The sequence below is a fragment of the Leptolyngbya sp. PL-A3 genome, from assembly GCF_039962325.1.
In the GTDB taxonomy this organism is placed as follows: Bacteria; Cyanobacteriota; Cyanobacteriia; order Elainellales; family Elainellaceae; genus Vacuolonema.
In genome coordinates this window covers 1-17,221 of sequence record NZ_JAMPLB010000101.1, presented here as the reverse complement: position 1 = coordinate 17,221, position 17,221 = coordinate 1, and the positions used below count along the sequence as shown (strand labels likewise).

The following is a 17,221-nucleotide window of genomic DNA, read 5'->3' as shown; positions in this document are numbered from 1 at the left end:
CTCTAACTGCTCCAGGCTCTCCGTCACCGTGACTTGAAAAGGACGTCCTGTCATCGCCCATCACCTCAAAGAGGACTCTTCTAGTTTGGCGCAGCTTCATATTTGTTTGGTATGAGATCAGGGCAAGTGATTGAGAACACAACAAGTAAGGAGATTTCCAGTAATGAAATTACCCCCAGAATGTTGGTGCTTTGCCCGCTTTGCGGGCAAAGCACCAACATTCTGGGTAAATTCTTATGCAGAAACCTCCTAAGAATTTCGAGGCGATCGCTGATCTGAATGCCGCAGCCTATGCAGAAGTCGTATCGTATCGCCTATCTAGCTTGTTCCTTGCCGCTCATCCCTGAGTTTTGCAACTCATTTCGAGCGAACGGTTCGCACAGGCCAGTGTTGGCCAAACTTGTACTACACATCTGGAAAAAGTCTCTTCTCACGAAAGCCCACTTAAAAGGTTGCTGTCATCAGATGCAAGTAGAGCAAATTCGGAGTTTGAAGCAACGCAATTGTGTTAATCACCCAAGATTGATTGGGAATGCACCAATCAATCTTAGTACAGGGAAAGTATTCTCAATTCCCTCTTGTGTAAGGGTTTCAGCCTACTTGTATTCTATGACAGCAACCGTCCAAGCACCCCTTCCAGGGAGTCTTGGATATCAAAAATACGTCGGCAAATTGAACATCGGCCCTTCTGGCGCTTCAATAGGATGGCCGCTCGGATTAGGCATAGTCCGAGATACCTGACATGGAATACCTTACAAACGGGCATTGAATTTATGGCGGGTGAGCGTTACTACCGCTTGAACTAATCTTTCTGGCTCAAGGGGCTTTGTAATGTGGCGTTGAAATCCACTGCTAATTGCTCGTTGATGATCATCTTCTCTGGCGTAGGCGGTCAGGGCAATGGCAGGAATTTGTCCTCCTTGACTCGGAGGCAACGCACGTACCTGTTGAATCAGCGTGTAGCCATCAATTTCGGGCATCGCGATATCACTCACTAACACACTCGGTTGAAAAGCTTCTAAATTGACCAGCACCTCTGATGCAGAGGCAACAGTTAGAACGTCTGCGCCATACTGGGTGAGTAAGGCTGTTAGCAACTCACGGGCATCGAGTTCATCATCGATCGCCAGTACACGAATCCCTGTCAGGTCAAGTTCTTCTTCTAGGTGCTCGTGTAGCGGCTGATTTTCTGGTGCGATACTGAGCAGGGGCAACTGAACGGTAAACGTTGCGCCTAAGCCTTCCCCTGGGCTGTCCGCTGTGATCGTACCACCGTGAGCCTCAACCAACTGGCGAACGATTGCGAGACCCAGACCCAGACCGCCATACTTGCGAGTGATCGAAGCATCTTCTTGTTGGAAGGATTCAAATAGGTGGGGCAGAAAGTCTGGGCTGATGCCTTTGCCGGTATCTTTGACGATGATATGAGCCTCAGTGCCGACCTGCTGTAGTTGAATGTTTACGTGCCCACCTTGGGGTGTGAATTTGATGGCATTGGACAGCAGGTTCCAGACGATTTGCTGCAGCCGAGCCGTATCTCCAAAGACTTGTCCAACGTTGGGTAGGACAGAATGCAGTGAAATGGACTTAGCCATAGCTGCTGTGCCAACGGTATCGATCGCCGCCTCAACGGCAGAAGAGAGACTGACAGCAGCCATATTGAGGCTCAGCTTGCCGCGCAGAATTTTAGCGACATCCAGCAGGTCATCAATTAACTCTGTCTGTAACTTGACGTTGCGTTCAATGGTGGCAAGGGCTTCAGTGGTTTTAGCAGCATCCAGCCTGCCTAATTGCAAGAGTTTGGTCCAGCCCAAAATAGGGTTCAAAGGCGATCGCAATTCGTGGGAGAGGACGGCCAAAAACTCATCTTTGATCCGATTAGCCCGTTCGGCCTCTGTCCTAGCGGCCTGTTCGCGCTGAAGGAGTTGCTCGCGTTCGGCCTCCGCCCGTTTCTTCTCCGTAATGTCGAGCACCGTTCCAATAAAACGAATGACCTCCCCAGATGGGTTGAAAAAGGCTTTGCCCTTGGCGGCAACCCATCGTTCAATGCCGTCTTCAAAACCCACAGTTCGATACTCAATGTCGTACTCACCGTCGCCCTTCGGATCGAAGGATTGCAGCACCACCTGATGGGTACGATCGCGATCGTCTGGATGCAGGCCCGCCAGGAAAATATCGTAGTCAACTTTAGCAGTGGGCGACATGCCAAATACGGCTTTGCACCGATCGTCCCATTTCAAAACGCCCGTCTTTGGGTTCAAGTCCCAAGTGCCTAGCTGGGTTGATTCAATGGCGATACGGAAGCGGTCTTCGCTCTGGCGCAGAGCCTCCTCAGTGAGTTTGCGTTCAGTGATGTCTTTGAAGAGAACAGCTACTTTGTGCTCATCGGGAAGTCCAACGCGATAGGCGTACAGGTCGTACCACCGCTGCAACGCTTCCGCCGAATTCTCAAATCGGATAGGGATGCCGGTTTGGGCAACGCTGCCATAAATTTCGAACCAATGGTTCTCATGGTGCGGAATTAGCTCGCGCATCCGCTTGCCCTGGACGTTGTAAAGCCCGCACTGCCGCTCAAACGCTGGGTTAGTTTCTAAAAAGATGTAATCAACCGGTTGGCTACTTTGATCAAAGATCATTTCAATGACGCAGAAGCCTTCGTCCATTGATTCAAACAAAGTGCGATAGCGCTCCTCGGAGAACCGTAATGCCTCCTCCGTTTTTCTACGTTCGGTAGTGTCAGCTAGGGCACCCGGAAAGGCGATCGCCTTTCCGTTCGCATCATATTCGACCTGTCCCCGAGCTATCACACAGCGTTCTTCTCCATCAGCATTTAGGACGCGATACTCTTCAGTGTAGTGTTCACCGGTTGCGATCGCATGTTCAATGCTAGCGACAATACGAGAGCGATCGTCGGGATGAATGCCGCTCAAAAATTCATTCAGGGGAACGCCTGCGGCAGCAGCCTCTGGATCAATGCCAAACAGGTAGGCACAGTTGCTATCGGTAACAGCTATATCCTCAGCGATGTTCCAGCGCCAGGTATAGATTGCTCCCGCCGCAAGAGCCGATTCTAACTGAATATGGGCTTCTTGTAGCGCCAGTTCTGCCTGTTTGCGATCGTGAATATTCACTACAGAGCCGATGTAGCCTTTCAACTCACCCTCGGGTCCAATCCAGGGGCTGGCAGCGTCTATCGCCCAGCAATATTCACCATCCTGACGGCGCAGCCGATATTCCAGCTGAAAAGCCGTTTGATGCTCCACAGCATTCAGGAAGACAGCTCTAGAGAATTCGCGGTCATCGGGATGCACAGCCTCCAGCCAGCCAAATCCCAATCCGGTTGCTTCTGTTTGCCCCGTGAACTTGTACCAGCGCTGGTTGAGATAAGTACAATACCCGGTGGCATCTGCTACCCAAATCTTCATCGGTGCGTTGTCTGCCATCTGACGGAATCGCTCTTCGCTAGCGCGTAGGTAGACCTCTGTCTGCTTGCGCTTGGAGATGTCCATGTCAACCCCGGTCATGGTGATGGGGTTACCGCTGGCATCATAGAAAACTCGCCCTAACCCCAATGCCCATCGCACCGTTCCATCTGGCCTAATGAAGCGAAACTCGATGTTGTAGTCTTGTCGGTCATAAATGGCGCAATGAATCGCTTGCTCAACCCAGGGCAAATCGTCAGGATGAATCATGGCCCTGGCGGTTTCATAGCACCCATCAAAGCTGCCAGGGGCCATACCGAATAAGCGCTCTAGACTGGTGGACCAGTGAACTTTGCCAGCCTGAATGTCCAAATCCCAACTGCCCAACTGAGCCGCTTCCATAGCCAGCTCAAGGCGTTTCTGGCTTTGCTGCAAAGCGAAATCAGCTTGCTGACGGTTCGCAACTTCATCTAACAGCTTGGCTTCTAGCTGCTTCTGGTTGTCAATATTGGTAATCGTGCCAATCCAGCCTGTGATGCTTCCCTGCCCTTCTCGTGTAGGCATGGCCCGGCAGATAAACCAGTGATACTCGCCATCCCAGCGGCGAAAGCGGCACTCTGTCTCAAAGGGTTCTCCTGTTGCGATCGCCTCGCGCCATAGCTTTAATGCAAGCTCCCGTTCGTCGGGGTGAACGGCATTAGCCGTAGAGGGGCCACCAATAGACTCCGCCACACTCATGCCAGTGTATTCGTACCAGCGTTGATTGCGGTAGGTGAGAACTCCATTGGCATCGGCAGTCCAAATCATTTGGGGCATGGCTTCAGCTAATTCGCGGTAGCGCTGCTGACTAGCTTTAAGAGCAACGGCATCTTGATGGCGCTCTGTGATGTCCAGAAACGCACCGACGACACCCCGAATTTGGTTTTGGTCGTTCCGCAGGGGGGTTGCATAGCACAGCAGTTGGCGCAGGGTGCCATCCGGCAGCAAAATGTCAAATTCCACGTCGCGAACCTGTTCACCCGATCGACCCGCAACCTGCATTGGCAGGTGTTCAGGAGCAATTTCCTTCCCATCGCGGAAGGTTCGGTAGGTCGGCTGATTGGGAGCAGGCGCACTCTTCGAGATATTGTCGCTGGAGGCGACCCCTAGCAACTGTCGCAGATAGGCGTTACTGTGCATTTGAGTACAGGCGGGATCGGATGCGATCGCCACCCCCACTGGCAGAATATCCACCAGGGTTTGCAGCTCAGCTAATCGGTGTGTCAATTCCTGGTTGAGCTGTTTCAAGGTCTCGATCGTTTGATCCGGATGCTGTTGGATTTCTCGGTCGAGTTCGGCGTTTACGATTACGCGCTCCATTGCCCGACACAGGTCATTAGGAGTGAATTGATCTCTAACTAAATAATCTGCTGCGCCATTTCTAAACGCCTGGACTGCACTCTCTGTATCTTCGTCATCAACCACCACAATGGGCGGGCAGCGATCGCTCATCTGCTCCTTTAGCTGACGCAGCAACCTATTGCTGCTGGTACGGGAATGAAGCTCCAGGAGAATGCTATCAATTTGCTTTGATTGAGACAGGGGAATCTCCAGAGCATCGTATTTTTCTGAGAGAATCTTATAGGTCACACTCTTATCGTGCTGTAATTGCTGCCCATAATCGATAACAGCATCACTCGGGTCAGCAATGACAAGAACGGTTCGGTGTATTGACATATTTAGAATCTAATCTGTGAAGCGAAAGGAGGGCGATCGAAGCGACAGAGTTTGAAGATTTTTTGTGGCCGCTGCCCAATTTTAGCAGTTTTAAGATTGTTGCAACTTTGCCGCTTTACGTAAGTCTACCACCCCGCATATTCTGAATCAGTAGAGCTAACTGAACATCTGAGGTAAGCCACTGCTACCAGTGCGACTCGAAAAGCTTTGAGCGTTTCAGCAGTAAAGTAACTTCAAGGGTTGATGTTGCATACGCAAATCAACCCTTCTTAGAGCTTTTCAAACGAATTCTAATTGTTGTGCCACCATGGCACAACAAACGGGAAATGAATAGCGGGCATGATGCCCACCTGGTGGTGGTCCTTGGTCTTGGCTTGGGGGCGTGGTGGGTCGCTTCGCCTCAAACTGATGAGCTCTAAGTCCAAGTCCACTAGAGAGCGCTAGCCACAGTTGGGGCAACGGAGAAAACGAGGAATGCTTGGCATAGCAGATGTAAAAAACAACCGTTACCTATTTTTCCTATCCTTCACAAAAAAGGATTACCGCGCATTACAAAATTATAAACCTGCTTCTCAATGATTCAACAGTTCTGTCACAACGCTCGAATCCATTGCTTCCAACTAGAGAGATAATAAAGATAGAGTTTCCAAAATAGGTTATGTCTGTGCTTACTACACCTAGCTGTACCGTTGTTTTGAACCAGCAGAAAGGAACGATTCAATATCACAATCAATGTAGAGACATTGCTATTACGCCGTATGAAAACACGACGGGCATGTGTACCACCATTGAAAATGGGCGAGTGGTTGTAAGACCGCTTATCCCTACTCCTACCGAATAAGCATCACGACCGCGGAGCCATCGTGATGATTGTCCGTTGTGTGTTGCTTACTCTAAAGGCATCACATCATGAAAGTAGTTGTAGTCAATGTATCGATGCCCGTCGGCGGTACGGAAGATGACATCGACAAATTGCTGATTCCACAAGATATCATTTGCGACGTACGTATGGCGGGCTTGAACAACCTGGTTCACAGTTTCATCGATGCCGCTTAAAGAAATGACGATCGCCGCATTGGTTGTTACAAGGGATTCTTCGTTCATGCCATACAGCGGACTAGACTCATCAATGGGATGCATTGCTAGCCAAGTGAGAGCAAAGCTAGGGGTATGATCACGAATAAGTTTCATGTCATAGATTCGGCGCATAAAGTGTCCACTAGCCGTGATTTCGTCGCGCATCAAGTAAACGCGCAACTGAGCTTCCAAAATTTGATTGCGCCGTTGGTTGGCAGCTCGAAATTTGAGCATCGGCATCCCTTCAGACGGTGTAACGACAGCGATCTTACTAAACAGGATGCGAGCTGTGGGTCGTGAAAAACGAGCAAAGGCTAACCCAGTCAAGATTGCGATTCCCATTAAATTAACCAATGCCTCAATTGTGACCATAGCATTGGCATAGGGTGTTTTGGGGTACATGTACCCGTAGCCAATCGAAGCTAGGGTTTGAACGCTAAAAAAGAAGTTGTCTGGAAACGAGTGTGGTTGAGCGTTTTGAATACAGTCTCCACCCAATAGATAAAGTAGGGCAAAGAGTGCATTAATTGCCAGGTATGAGACGACAATAGATGTGATAAAACCTGCCCAGGAAATGGTCAACATCAGGTGGTAAGGGTCGCGCCAGTAGGAGTACCACGCCCCCATCCTCAGTATTTGAAACCGACCGTTTTGGATGTTGATGTGAACACGCGGAAGCGATTGTCGATCCGGATGATTTGTCTGGTTTTTCATGCCCAAGAGAGTAGCTCAATGAATGTCTGTTGTAGCGTATACACCTACCATTTGGGGTTAGCTCAGTCAAAAAGCCACTCAGGGGTCATTGATCGCCAGATGGATCAGGAATTACCAATTTCAGGACACTTCATCTCCTAAGAGCGTCGCGTTTAGTGAAGCAAAATGCAGCTGCCGTGTCCGGCAATAACTGACCGTGATCCGCAATTGTTCTAGCGATCGGATGGTGCTTCGTCCCGGCTATGTTACCTGTACTCCCGCTGCAGTCTGTTACTTGTTAGACTGAATCAAGTGTACTAGTGGCAAGAACTGTGAGTAACTGCACAATCGTCTGGTTCCGCCGCGACCTGCGCCTGTCTGACCACGCTCCTTTAGAGCGGGCCGCCCGTCGAGGAACGGTCGTGCCTGTCTTCGTGTTTGACCGCGCCCTGCTGCACCATCCCGAAACCGCACCCGCCCGTGTCGCTTTCATGCTGAAGTGCTTGCGATCGCTCGATAGAGATTTGCGCGAACGTGGGGGGCAGCTGATCCTACGCTTCGGTGATCCCGTCGAAGTTCTACCCCAATTAGTTCACGAGACGCAGTCTGAAGGCATCTATGCTCATGTGGACTTCGAGCGCCTGTATGGACGGGTGCGTGATGCTCGCCTCAATCGGGTTCTGGCGGAGCAAAACCTGAAAATTCGCTGGTTTGAACCCGTAGGTACAACCCCAGAACTAATCACAACTGGGGAGTATCGGCAGTTATGGTACGACCAGATGAGCGAGGCGATCGTTCCCACGCCTGCCCGTGTAGAGGTGCCACCGAATGTGCCAAGTGAGCCCTTGCCCAGCTTGGCTGATCTCGGACTGTTCGATGACGGTAAGCCCATTCCCCCTGGAGGCACGCAAGCCGCTTATCGACTGCTCGATCGTTTCCTGGAACACAAGGCGCAGCGCTACTACTGGCAGCTATCGTACCCCAGTGCCAACGCTACCAGCGGACTCAGCCCGCACCTCAAATTTGGTGTCATCTCATTGCGCGAATGCTATCAAACCGCCCAAAAACTGAAAGCATTACCGGATGAGCGAGTTCAGCGTAGCCGTCAGCAGTTTGTTTCAAGGCTGCGCTGGAACAGCGGTTTTGCTCAGCGTTTTCGCTACCTGCCGCAGATGGAACTCAGGTCGCTCTACCACCACTTCGATGAAGAAGGCTTTACATTCGATGAAGAGCTGTACCAGGCCTGGCAGCAGGGACAGACGGGCTTTCCGATCGTGGATGCGGCGGCTCGCTGTCTATTAGCCACTGGAGGATGGCAAGCGTTCAACTTTCGCACTCGTGCTTGCTACGCCAGCTTCTTGAGCAATCTGCTAAGGATGGATTGGCGCTATGGAGCGCTGCACTTCATGCAGCATCTCATCGACGGTGACTGCCCAATTGACCATTACCAGTGGGCCATGCAAGCGGGTATCACCTCTGCCATCGACAAGTCTTGGACGCGCATCTACAATCCGCGACAAGTCGCAGTCGATCGCTTTGACCCAGAGGGACAATTCATCAAGCGCTGGGTACCCGAACTGCGCCATCTGCACCCAAGTCAGCTTGGTGCTCCCCCAACTACCAAGGGGTATCCTGCCCCCATCCTTGACTACAAGCAAGCCCGAGCGCAGCGCGTTGAGCAACTGACGCGTCAGCGACAGATGTTTGCTGAGCAGGCCGATATCGTGCCGCATCTTGCGCCTCTTCCCGCCAGCTTGGTGCCGTTTGGCAGCGATCGCTTCGCCGCCTCTGGGCAAGTGAGGTACGAAATCGAGTGGGCTAGTTTGGGCGATCGCTGCGCCGCCTCCAAGCATGACTTATTCCCGCTTGCGATTGATTTGACCGCCCTCGATAGGGAGCAAGCCGCGATTTTGAGAAGCTGGTTTGTTGCGCCGGTTACCTCACCTCCTGTCAATCGTGCTAATCAGCAACCGACAGGAGTGATGCAGCTTAATCTCCTCTAATGGGCTCTGGGTGGTTGTGTCGCAAAGACTGATTAAGGACAAACGAGCAATGTTGACCGCATTCCCTTAAGCAATAACTCCAAAGATTGCTTCGATAAAGTTCACTTCAGACACATCGTCCCCTTGTTTGATTCCTTTTACTTGTTCTTTTCGAATCATATTTATTGCTTCAATCCCGTTCAAAGTTCTTCTTACCGTGTTGAACGTCTTAAATCCCATCATCGGCTTTACGATGCGCTTGACGTTTCGATGGTCTTGCTCAACCATATCGTTTAACATTAGTTCGGACAGTTTTTCTGAAACCGTTGATTTTGCGTGCGCGAAGCGCACGCAAAATCAACGGTTTCAGAAAAACTGTCCAGAGTATTGGTTTAAAGGACCCCCACCCGTCGGTGTAAAAGCGACGAATACCAAAAGGAGCAAGCAACGTCATCAATTCTTTCAATTCAACATCGACATGAGGAGCTAGAACGTAGGCTAAAATTTTACCCGTTTGATGATCGATCGCATGCCATAACCATTGTTCCTGCTTCTTTTTGCCTACAAAGCTCCACACCTCGTCCATTTGGACTTCATGCAAGTTTCTACAGGTTATGGCACGCAGGAGATGAAAATGCTACCGCTTACCAGGGAAAGATTCTCGGTCGCGGTTTAGCGGGAACCGCACGGGCGGCTCGAATACACAGTTGAGCAATCAATTCTGTGGAGGTGACAGCACTTTGCAATTGAGCGAAGTTGAAGGTGTCTGCCTTGATTTGAGCGATCGCCAACACCTTATCGATGCTTTCATCGCTTAACTTCATGCCTGCCTTCAGGAAGTCAGTACAGGGTCCTTGATGCCGTTGAGTGGGGGTGCGACTGCGCTTACACCAGAAGTGACTGATGACATGAAAGACGTGTCCCCTGCCCCAATCAAAACTAGCGGCAACGACAGGCGCACTGTGCCGTGATAGAAGGTCATGGCTCGCCGCTTCGATCGCTACCTTATCAGGACTTAGAACCTCAATCGGATGACTGCTGCCCTCCAACCACCACTGCGGGTCGGCTCCCAGTACCACCACATCAGACCACAGGCTGTTCAAGCTTGGTTCTACAGAAATTACCTCATCCCCCGTTGCTCGTCCGGTAAACTTGACCATACCTGGAAATGCAGGTTCGATGAATCGTCCCAGTGCCCAGTCAGAACTGACCAACCACTTGCCTTCATTCACCTGTTGACTGAGATGTTGAATCAGTGTTTTGTCGTAACCACTGGAGCAGTTGACAAAGATGATTTGAGCATCCAGTTTTGACGCATCTGGGTTCATCGTGCAAGAGACATTCAGACACGCCAAAATGTCTTCGACGCGATCGAAACTGCCTGCATACACGGCGACATCCTGCTTTCGCAGCTTGTTCAATACTTGCAGATCTTCAGGGCGCTGTTCGGCAAGACGCTGACGAACGGCGATTGCTGCCACCTCATACGCTTTTTTCATGTCGCCCATGACAATCACCTCCTGAGTTGAACGATAAATTAAGGTTTGGGAATTCTAAATTTCCCTCAAGTCTGAGAGTTGTAGCCGTTTAGCAATTGCTGCATCAGTCACCGGATAAACTGCCTCACTGATAACGAGCAGTTGTGCCCAATCTTGCGATCGCACCACCTGATACTGGTGCTGAACAAAGTCAGAAATATCTTCAATGTCAACAATCCAGTTACGAGCGTACTGGGCAAGCACATCCCCGCGTAATCCCAGTTGAATGGCGCGTCGTTCCAATTTGGCACCCGACGGATGATGATCCGGGTCCCATTGCAATCGAACCGAAGACTGGGCAACGGCTTGTCGCCACTCTACTTCACTGCTGTAGACTTCTGGAACGAAGCTGGAATGAACAGCACTTGCCAGGATGGTGTCAAATGCTGATCGCTTAATCCGAATTGCCAGCGTCACTTCCTGTCCAGCTTTTGTGCCCCAACCCGAACGGTACATCATCCATAGGAAGTTGGGCTTGATCCAACTCATGCGGCTGAAGCTAAATTCACCGCCGAAATAACCGTGTTGTACTGCAAAGCGGGCGATCTCAGGACGATATGCCTGATAGACCACCACCGAAGTTTCGTCGTATTGCGCGACAATATGCCGTCCGGTTTGAGGCAGTTGAGCAATCTGGGTTACGTAGGAGGTCGTTAATAGCTTCATGGCATGAGTTTGAAAAGGTTGTAGGGCAAGGATTTCCTGCCCTACAGGTTTAATGCCGAGTAGTGGGCATCAGCCACATCCCCGGTCGCTCTAGCCAGTTCTTCACTAGCGGTTCTGGCAGACGATTCAGCAGCTTGAGCATGTCCCAGGTATTGACCTTCATAGCTTTGGCTAATTCTTCTCGCACCCGGTCAGTACTCACCGTTGCCATTAGGCCAGGGAGTTCTGGGTTGTGCAAGGCTTCCTCTAGGTCAGGAGCCAAGCAAAAGTCCAATTTGACAGCAAAGCGCACGGCTCGTAGTGCCCGAAGTGGGTCATCTGCTAACGTTACCATTGGTGGCAATGGCGTTCTCAGCACTTTTGCTTCTAAGTCTGCCTGACCATTGAATAGGTCAATGAGTTTTCCCGTTTCAGACTTTGCCAGGGCATTCACCGTAAAGTCGCGGCGCTGCAAATCATCTTCCAGGGTTCCCGGAACAACCACTGGCTTTCGCGTTCCCGGTAAGTAATCCAACTCGCGCCGTGCCAACACGAAGTCAGCCACCAATGCCTGGTGAGGAGCCGGAAACTTGGCACGAATCGTCAAGCAATCCTCCGTTTCCAGAAAGATTCTGAACCCTGCCTCTAGCATCCAGTCTTTCATAAGCTGGAATGCTTCATGAATCGTCTTATCCTGAGCCTCTGCGGGTGTGAGAACAAATGAGAAATCGGCATCCTTACTTTTGATGCCGAGCAGTTCGTCACGGACTTTGCCACCGACTTCAAAGATTTGTGGCATGGGTCTTCACCTCCTCACCAATGTCATGGATTGAAAGCGGACTACCCCTCCTCAAAAAAGGGTAGTCCTAACTTCCTACTTGTCAGTCCGCACAGGTAGCGGAGTATCCAGAATCTCCAGCAACAGTTCCAGACGAGAAGGGCGCGTTAGCAGCGGTACAAGGTTCGGCAAGCTGTAGTAGTCTCCTGCAAAGGTAAACGTCTCTACAGGTGCCTGCTGTCCCTTCAGTTGGCTCTCCAGCCAGTTGCAGTAACCGCCCACACGGACAATCACCACATTGGGCATGACTGCTAACTCCCGGCAATAGGTCTTGTAAACCTCACCAAAGTAGGGAGCCGCGTTCTCGCCTTCGTCTGTCACGACGATGATTTGATCCACGATCTGTTGCTTCTTCCGCATGGCTTCCAGCGGCGCACCAATGCTGGTGCCACCCCCAGCCTTGATGTGCTGGAATGCCCGCTCCCAGTCGGTCAACTCCTTGCCCTGTGCAGTGACAGGGTAGGGAATGTTGTCGAAGGCATAGACAAACAGATCTGCCTGGGTAATGCCAGAGATCAAGGCAGCGAGTCGCTTCCCTAACTCGATCGCATTCTCCATCGAACCCGACTTGTCCACGAGCAAGGCAGTCGAACGGGTAATGACACCACGCCGCTTCACTTGCTCATTTGTCACCTTTTCTAACCGGGCAAGAGTATCGTCATCGAGATCCGCTGCATCGGCTGCGACTTGAGCCTTAAATGCGGCGACTCGCGCACTCTTGGATGCCTCATCCAGCTTGCCATCAATCAATGCCTTCACCTCTGGGTGATCCATTGCTCCTCTTGCCTTCAGTGACTTGAGGTTGTTGATCACTTCCTGGGGAGTCATGCTGTTGATCAACGCCACTAACACAGTGGGAGTCAGTTGCTTGATCGCACCAATGGCGATCGCATAGGGCAACTTAAACTCGACTATCAACCGTGCCTGTTCTGCAGTACTTTCAGCCTTTGCAAGCTGCTTCAGCACCTCTCCCAGTGACCCTACTGGAGGCTGGTCACGGAACAGAATTGCATTTGCTCGCTCGTCAGGCTTGATGTGCAGCGAGGCATACAGATGCTTCATCGCCTTACGTCCTCGTAGCGCTGCGCGATCGAACAGGGCAGGGTTGCTTTCCCGCACCTTCAGATACCGCTGCACCGCAGTCCGGGCAGAACGGGGTAGCTTGTTGCGGTGCTGCTTCATGAAGTCTACGACACGAGCCACTTGGTAAGGTGGAAACTCTTGCAGCATGATGAAGCCAGCATCACGGTGTTGGGTCAAATCGCTGGTTAGCAAATGAGCAACAAACACTTCTTTGTGGTCACGCACATCGCCATTGCGCTGGTACCAGACTGCCAGGTGCCCGTAAAAGATGGGGTCAAGTTCGACGATCAGTTGGTGGATTTCCGCTACTTGCTCCAGCTTGCGGTGGGGAGTGGTGAGCAAACTGTTGAGCATTTCCAGGCGCAAATCGCGTTCAGTGTTGTTCATGGGAACCTCCTCTGGTTGTAGTGGATGAGGAGGCAGATGTTTCACGCAACGGTGAAAAGTCACCGCGCAAGTTACAGAAGCTTGGCTGAAGGTTTTCCCTCCAGTTTTGCCTGCTATGGGTCTCAGGCTTGCAGCGTATCCCTCCAGATACGCACCGTTGGTTTGGTGGAGAGTATGTAAGCTTCGGTGATCAGGGCGCGGCAACAACTGCCAGTAAAAGTAAAAGTGAGCCAGGCTATTGCCTAAAAGTAGTGACTGCGTAAACTACCGTCATATCTGCCACTGTTACGGCAACATCGCTTGAAAGGAGCGACCAGAACCGCAAGGGCACAAATCGTTGTTACCCAGCTTTTCTTGCAGTTCTTTATCACCGTGAACGATGCGATGTCCTCGTTTGACAGCAGTTTCTGATGGATATCCTCGACGACGTTTGCTAGAGGGTTCAAAAGCAGAAGAATTGTAGGTCGTTGAGATCTTCCAAATCGTTATCCAGGTTGTTGTTATCAAAATTGCTTCGCTTCATTGTTCTTACCTCCAGTTCTGATAAGGGGACTTCTCGAAATGCCAGCAAGCCTGGAACATAGGGAAAGGTCGTAGGACGGCGAATCATTACTGATTCCTGAAGTGCCAGGTCAGGAAATCGAAGGACGGCGATCGCGGCACAAGCAGTGCGATCGTCCTCTTCAAATCCCACATCAACTCCGGCAACGGTTTTCACTGCATCAAGGTCATCCTCCATCACCACTAACGACCGTAACTCTTGTTGGAGAGCGATCGCAGCTTCGGGAGTAGCTGTCTGGGTTAAGGTCAGCAGAGGGTGATGCATGAGAAAACCTTCCATCCAGGAGTGAAAGCATGAATTAAAGAATGACTGAATTTAGCACTGAAACAATCACTTCATGCAAGTCAAAAAAACAGTTGGATCATACACAGGATTTGAACCTGTAACCAATCGCTTACAAGGCGGCTGCTCTACCATTGAGTAAGTATGTAAGCTTTTTAGGTCAGGGCACGAAATGAAATTGAATTTGTGATTCCGCACAAGTTAGGAAAGCGGTTGATACATTCAGATGCTCTACTTATTGAGCTATCACCCCAATTGGAGTAAGCAGGAGTCGCACCTGCAGCCTTCTGATCCCTAAGTATGTAAGCTTTTCAAGTCAGGGTGCGGAATTGAAAATTAACCATAAACCGCCTCGGAACGAATGATTAGATCACCACTTGGACGGCGATCGACCACCTAGGCAGAGAGCCGACTGGTATTGACATCCAAATGTCTTGAAACCTGCTTCTTGACCGCGGCATCACTCATGCCTGTGGTAATTCCCAGGTGAGTTTCTGGGATGTCAAGCGTGCTGCTCCGCAAATGCCCGTAAGGGGTCGCTCCTCAAAGCGAATATGCACCATTGCTATCACCTCTTGCTTATCTATAGAACAACGGAAGGAGGAGGAGTCGAACCTCGATAGCGTTAAAACTATCCTCTGGTCTTCCAAGCCAGTTGCCGTCCACACAGCCGCACCTTCCGAGAGCGGAAACTGGAGGAATCGAACCTCTACAGCATGAACTGCACGCCTGTTTTCGAGGCAGGTTGCTGACCTTCAGCCGCAGTTTCCATTTGGGGTGACTGACGAGAGTCGAACTCGCTAACACTGGTGTCACAAACCAGCCCCTCCACCACTTCGGGTTCAGTCACAGTGGATCTGACCGGAATCGAACCGATCGCCTCCCGATGAGAGTTGCACTCATCCCTCGTACAAGTTCACAAAGCAGTTTTTCGCTTCTTAACAGGAAGTTAGTATGTAAGCTTTGCCGGTTGGGTTACAAGGTGGTTTAGGCGCTCTGCCACTAGAGCTACAGACCCAGATTTGGTGGATTCTGGTCGGATTTGAACCGACATCTTTCTGCTTGCAAGGCAGACGCTTTCCCAGTTAAGCTACAGACCCGTATGGCAGGAGTGGTAGGAATCGAACCTACACAAGTCGATTTAGAAGATCGATGCCCTTCCGTTAGGCGACACTCCCACAAGTTGGTAGTCCCGGCAGGATTTGAACCTGCAACCCTCTGTTTGTAAGACAGATGCTCCACCGTTGAGCTACAGGACTACGAGAGCGAATGGCGAGACTCGAACTCGCATCTAGAGATTGGCATACTCCAATGTTTGCCCTTACACCACATTCGCGTTGGAGCGACCCCTTGCGGGTATCTGCGGAGCAGCGCGACGAGATTTGAACTCGTACCAGAGAGTTGGAAGCCCCCTGTGCTTGTCCGTTACACCACGATCGCAAACTTGAATTGAAAATGGGGCTGGTGACAGGATTTGAACCTGCAACCTTTCGCTTACAAGGCGATTGCTCTACCGTTGAGCCACACCAGCATTCGGTGACGGAGGTGGAAACGATCGTTCTACTGTATGTAGGCTTCTGGCATCAGGGCACAGCAACGAGGCTGGCAGGGATCGAACCTGTAACCACTTGCCTCGGAAGCAAGCACTCTGTCCATCTGAGTTACATCCTCATTGGGAGCCTTGACGGGAGTTGCACCCGTTTCTTTCTAGCTGAGAACCAGAACGACTTCTCTATTCGTCCACAAGGCTTTACGGGGATGATGGGATTTGAACCCACGATCTTTCGCTCGACAGGCGACTGCTTTAAACCGGACTAAGCTACACCCCCAAAGTGGCGATTCAGTTTTCAAGGTGCAGGTTGCTGATGAATCAGCAGGAATTAGAGAAAGCAACGCCGTTCCAGGTAATAGACTTGCCCGATGTTCTGTCGCTTTTGTTTGTACTGAGTAAAAGATGAATTTCCCTGATTGGATAAGTCGTCTTGAAGTGGCAGGTCAGTGCCAGAAGGATGAGTGGGGAAGAACTCTAAAAACTTCAAGAGACCATTGTTTTGAGTAAGGGAGTGAGTGTTCATTGGATTGACTCCTCTGTGTCTCATCTCATGCTACAAGCATAATACAATATACTACAAGGCGTCAAGAGGGTACTACAACTTTTTTTGAGATGGGAGAGAGCGACTCTCAGAAAATCCTTGTATCGCTCTCTCCTACTAGATCTGACCCCTAAGCTGGAGAGGAAATGTGGGCTTCGCTCATCTGCCACAGCTTGTAGATGAAACGCTCAATTCGATCGCTCATCACCGCCAGGAACATCCCTTCGTGAGCGTCCTTGTCCTCGGCAATCCAGCTTCCGCTGATTCCAACTTCGACAAACTTCTCATCTACAGCAATCAGGGTGACTACTGAGCCGTACTCCTGATGTAGTGCCAGCTCCAGCACTTTCAGTTCAGGAATATCAGCAGGCAGCAGAAAGGAGGCACGACCGGGTTCAATATGGAGCGGTGCGAAGCAGTTCCCCCTTTGGGGTAAACGCCCGTTTCAGGTTGATTCGCGCCAGGGGCAGGTAGTTCTTGAAAACACCGCGACCTGGTTCTGGAGGATTGGAATTTTCTGGCGCTGCTTAATCTGCATCAGTTTTCTCCTCAAAGAATAACCCCCGCCTCTGACGACCAGGAGCGGGGGTTGGGAAGTGGATATGCTTTTCCCTATGTTGGTGTCAGGATTGTCCTGCACCTCCCGCTGCTAGTGAGTTGATCCAGATTGAGCCATCTGGCGATTGCACTATCCATGCCTTCACTGACGAATTTACCGCCGCTAAACCGATACGTCCCCTCAAACGCAAACAGCGTCCATGTTCGGCCCCGACATTGTTTAGGTCGAACAGAGCTATGTTTATTTGTGGTGTATGAGTAAAGGAGAAGAAACGGCGTATCCTGCTGGATAAGGAAAAAGACCAGACGAGGATACACCATGAATAACGACAATCTTATTGCATT

At 50.8% G+C, this 17,221-nt stretch carries 13 protein-coding genes and 10 tRNA genes; 1 reads left to right on the top strand and 22 read right to left on the bottom strand.

All coding sequences use genetic code 11. The features are described from left to right. Positions 1 to 752: 752 nt before the first annotated feature. Both NDI52_RS32520 and NDI52_RS32515 read right to left on the bottom strand, forming a co-directional pair. On the bottom strand, positions 753 to 5,138 hold the full coding sequence (locus NDI52_RS32520; protein ID WP_190770275.1) for a PAS domain-containing protein: 4,386 nt from the start codon (positions 5,136 to 5,138) through the stop codon (positions 753 to 755). 888 nt (positions 5,139 to 6,026) lie between these two features. Beyond that, the gene (locus NDI52_RS32515; protein WP_190770276.1) at positions 6,027 to 6,929 is read right to left on the bottom strand and encodes an ion channel; all 903 of its coding nucleotides are present in this window, start codon (positions 6,927 to 6,929) and stop codon (positions 6,027 to 6,029) included. A 311-nt stretch (positions 6,930 to 7,240) separates the two neighbouring features. Here NDI52_RS32515 and NDI52_RS32510 point away from each other — a divergent pair, with 311 nt between their 5' ends. Continuing rightward, entirely contained in the window at positions 7,241 to 8,911 is a 1,671-nt protein-coding gene (locus NDI52_RS32510) for an FAD-binding domain-containing protein (protein ID WP_190770277.1), read from the top strand. A gap of 66 nt (positions 8,912 to 8,977) precedes the next feature. On the opposite strand, the gene NDI52_RS32505 is transcribed toward NDI52_RS32510, so the two are convergent. From NDI52_RS32505 to NDI52_RS32410, 20 genes are all read right to left on the bottom strand, one after another. Next, positions 8,978 to 9,178: a DDE-type integrase/transposase/recombinase gene (locus NDI52_RS32505; RefSeq protein WP_348257009.1), complete on the bottom strand. Its 201-nt coding sequence runs from the start codon at positions 9,176 to 9,178 to the stop codon at positions 8,978 to 8,980. Beyond that, positions 9,171 to 9,476: an IS1 family transposase gene (locus tag NDI52_RS32500; protein ID WP_348257008.1), complete on the bottom strand. Its 306-nt coding sequence runs from the start codon at positions 9,474 to 9,476 to the stop codon at positions 9,171 to 9,173. Before NDI52_RS32500 ends, NDI52_RS32505 begins: the two co-directional genes overlap by 8 nt. Before the next feature lie 58 nt (positions 9,477 to 9,534). Next, on the bottom strand, positions 9,535 to 10,398 hold the full coding sequence (locus NDI52_RS32495) for a hypothetical protein (protein ID WP_190772918.1): 864 nt from the start codon (positions 10,396 to 10,398) through the stop codon (positions 9,535 to 9,537). A gap of 45 nt (positions 10,399 to 10,443) precedes the next feature. Next, positions 10,444 to 11,094: a DUF4291 domain-containing protein gene (locus NDI52_RS32490; RefSeq protein WP_190772917.1), complete on the bottom strand. Its 651-nt coding sequence runs from the start codon at positions 11,092 to 11,094 to the stop codon at positions 10,444 to 10,446. A gap of 49 nt (positions 11,095 to 11,143) precedes the next feature. Further along, positions 11,144 to 11,872 (bottom strand): CCA tRNA nucleotidyltransferase, encoded by a 729-nt coding sequence (locus tag NDI52_RS32485; protein ID WP_190772916.1) that lies wholly within the window; start codon positions 11,870 to 11,872, stop codon positions 11,144 to 11,146. A 75-nt stretch (positions 11,873 to 11,947) separates the two neighbouring features. Continuing rightward, entirely contained in the window at positions 11,948 to 13,381 is a 1,434-nt protein-coding gene (locus tag NDI52_RS32480; RefSeq protein ID WP_190772915.1) for a hypothetical protein, read from the bottom strand. A gap of 285 nt (positions 13,382 to 13,666) precedes the next feature. Next, positions 13,667 to 13,714: an SEC-C metal-binding domain-containing protein gene (locus tag NDI52_RS32475; protein ID WP_347280196.1), complete on the bottom strand. Its 48-nt coding sequence runs from the start codon at positions 13,712 to 13,714 to the stop codon at positions 13,667 to 13,669. 109 nt (positions 13,715 to 13,823) lie between these two features. Continuing rightward, positions 13,824 to 14,207, bottom strand: coding sequence for an endonuclease V (locus NDI52_RS32470; protein ID WP_190772914.1), 384 nt, complete (start codon positions 14,205 to 14,207; stop codon positions 13,824 to 13,826). 93 nt (positions 14,208 to 14,300) lie between these two features. Then, positions 14,301 to 14,374, bottom strand: a tRNA-Thr gene (locus NDI52_RS32465). A 444-nt stretch (positions 14,375 to 14,818) separates the two neighbouring features. After that, positions 14,819 to 14,907: transfer RNA gene (locus tag NDI52_RS32460), tRNA-Pro, on the bottom strand. Between the two features lie 91 nt (positions 14,908 to 14,998). Then, positions 14,999 to 15,075, bottom strand: a tRNA-His gene (locus NDI52_RS32455). A 173-nt stretch (positions 15,076 to 15,248) separates the two neighbouring features. Continuing rightward, positions 15,249 to 15,325: transfer RNA gene (locus tag NDI52_RS32450), tRNA-Ala, on the bottom strand. A 3-nt stretch (positions 15,326 to 15,328) separates the two neighbouring features. Continuing rightward, positions 15,329 to 15,403: transfer RNA gene (locus tag NDI52_RS32445), tRNA-Arg, on the bottom strand. Positions 15,404 to 15,409: 6 nt separating this feature from the next. Continuing rightward, a tRNA-Val gene (locus NDI52_RS32440) sits at positions 15,410 to 15,484 on the bottom strand. 5 nt (positions 15,485 to 15,489) lie between these two features. Next, positions 15,490 to 15,561, bottom strand: a tRNA-Gly gene (locus NDI52_RS32435). 120 nt (positions 15,562 to 15,681) lie between these two features. Continuing rightward, positions 15,682 to 15,756, bottom strand: a tRNA-Thr gene (locus NDI52_RS32430). A 66-nt stretch (positions 15,757 to 15,822) separates the two neighbouring features. Then, positions 15,823 to 15,896: transfer RNA gene (locus NDI52_RS32425), tRNA-Arg, on the bottom strand. Positions 15,897 to 15,978: 82 nt separating this feature from the next. Beyond that, positions 15,979 to 16,054: transfer RNA gene (locus NDI52_RS32420), tRNA-Asp, on the bottom strand. A gap of 51 nt (positions 16,055 to 16,105) precedes the next feature. Beyond that, positions 16,106 to 16,300: a hypothetical protein gene (locus tag NDI52_RS32415; protein WP_190772913.1), complete on the bottom strand. Its 195-nt coding sequence runs from the start codon at positions 16,298 to 16,300 to the stop codon at positions 16,106 to 16,108. A 148-nt stretch (positions 16,301 to 16,448) separates the two neighbouring features. Further along, positions 16,449 to 16,718: an alr0857 family protein gene (locus NDI52_RS32410; protein ID WP_348257010.1), complete on the bottom strand. Its 270-nt coding sequence runs from the start codon at positions 16,716 to 16,718 to the stop codon at positions 16,449 to 16,451. Between the last annotated feature and the right edge of the window lie 503 nt (positions 16,719 to 17,221).

Excerpts from the sequence above, each read along its gene's own strand:
- NDI52_RS32520 (WP_190770275.1), bottom strand. The coding sequence starts at position 5,138 with ATGTCAATACACCGAACCGTTCTTGTCATTGCTGACCCGAGTGATGCT.
- NDI52_RS32515 (WP_190770276.1), bottom strand. The coding sequence starts at position 6,929 with ATGAAAAACCAGACAAATCATCCGGATCGACAATCGCTTCCGCGTGTT.
- NDI52_RS32505 (WP_348257009.1), bottom strand. The coding sequence starts at position 9,178 with ATGGTTGAGCAAGACCATCGAAACGTCAAGCGCATCGTAAAGCCGATG.
- NDI52_RS32500 (WP_348257008.1), bottom strand. The coding sequence starts at position 9,476 with ATGGACGAGGTGTGGAGCTTTGTAGGCAAAAAGAAGCAGGAACAATGG.
- NDI52_RS32495 (WP_190772918.1), bottom strand. The coding sequence starts at position 10,398 with ATGGGCGACATGAAAAAAGCGTATGAGGTGGCAGCAATCGCCGTTCGT.
- NDI52_RS32490 (WP_190772917.1), bottom strand. The coding sequence starts at position 11,094 with ATGAAGCTATTAACGACCTCCTACGTAACCCAGATTGCTCAACTGCCT.
- NDI52_RS32485 (WP_190772916.1), bottom strand. The coding sequence starts at position 11,872 with ATGCCACAAATCTTTGAAGTCGGTGGCAAAGTCCGTGACGAACTGCTC.
- NDI52_RS32480 (WP_190772915.1), bottom strand. The coding sequence starts at position 13,381 with ATGAACAACACTGAACGCGATTTGCGCCTGGAAATGCTCAACAGTTTG.
- NDI52_RS32470 (WP_190772914.1), bottom strand. The coding sequence starts at position 14,207 with ATGCATCACCCTCTGCTGACCTTAACCCAGACAGCTACTCCCGAAGCT.
- NDI52_RS32415 (WP_190772913.1), bottom strand. The coding sequence starts at position 16,300 with ATGAACACTCACTCCCTTACTCAAAACAATGGTCTCTTGAAGTTTTTA.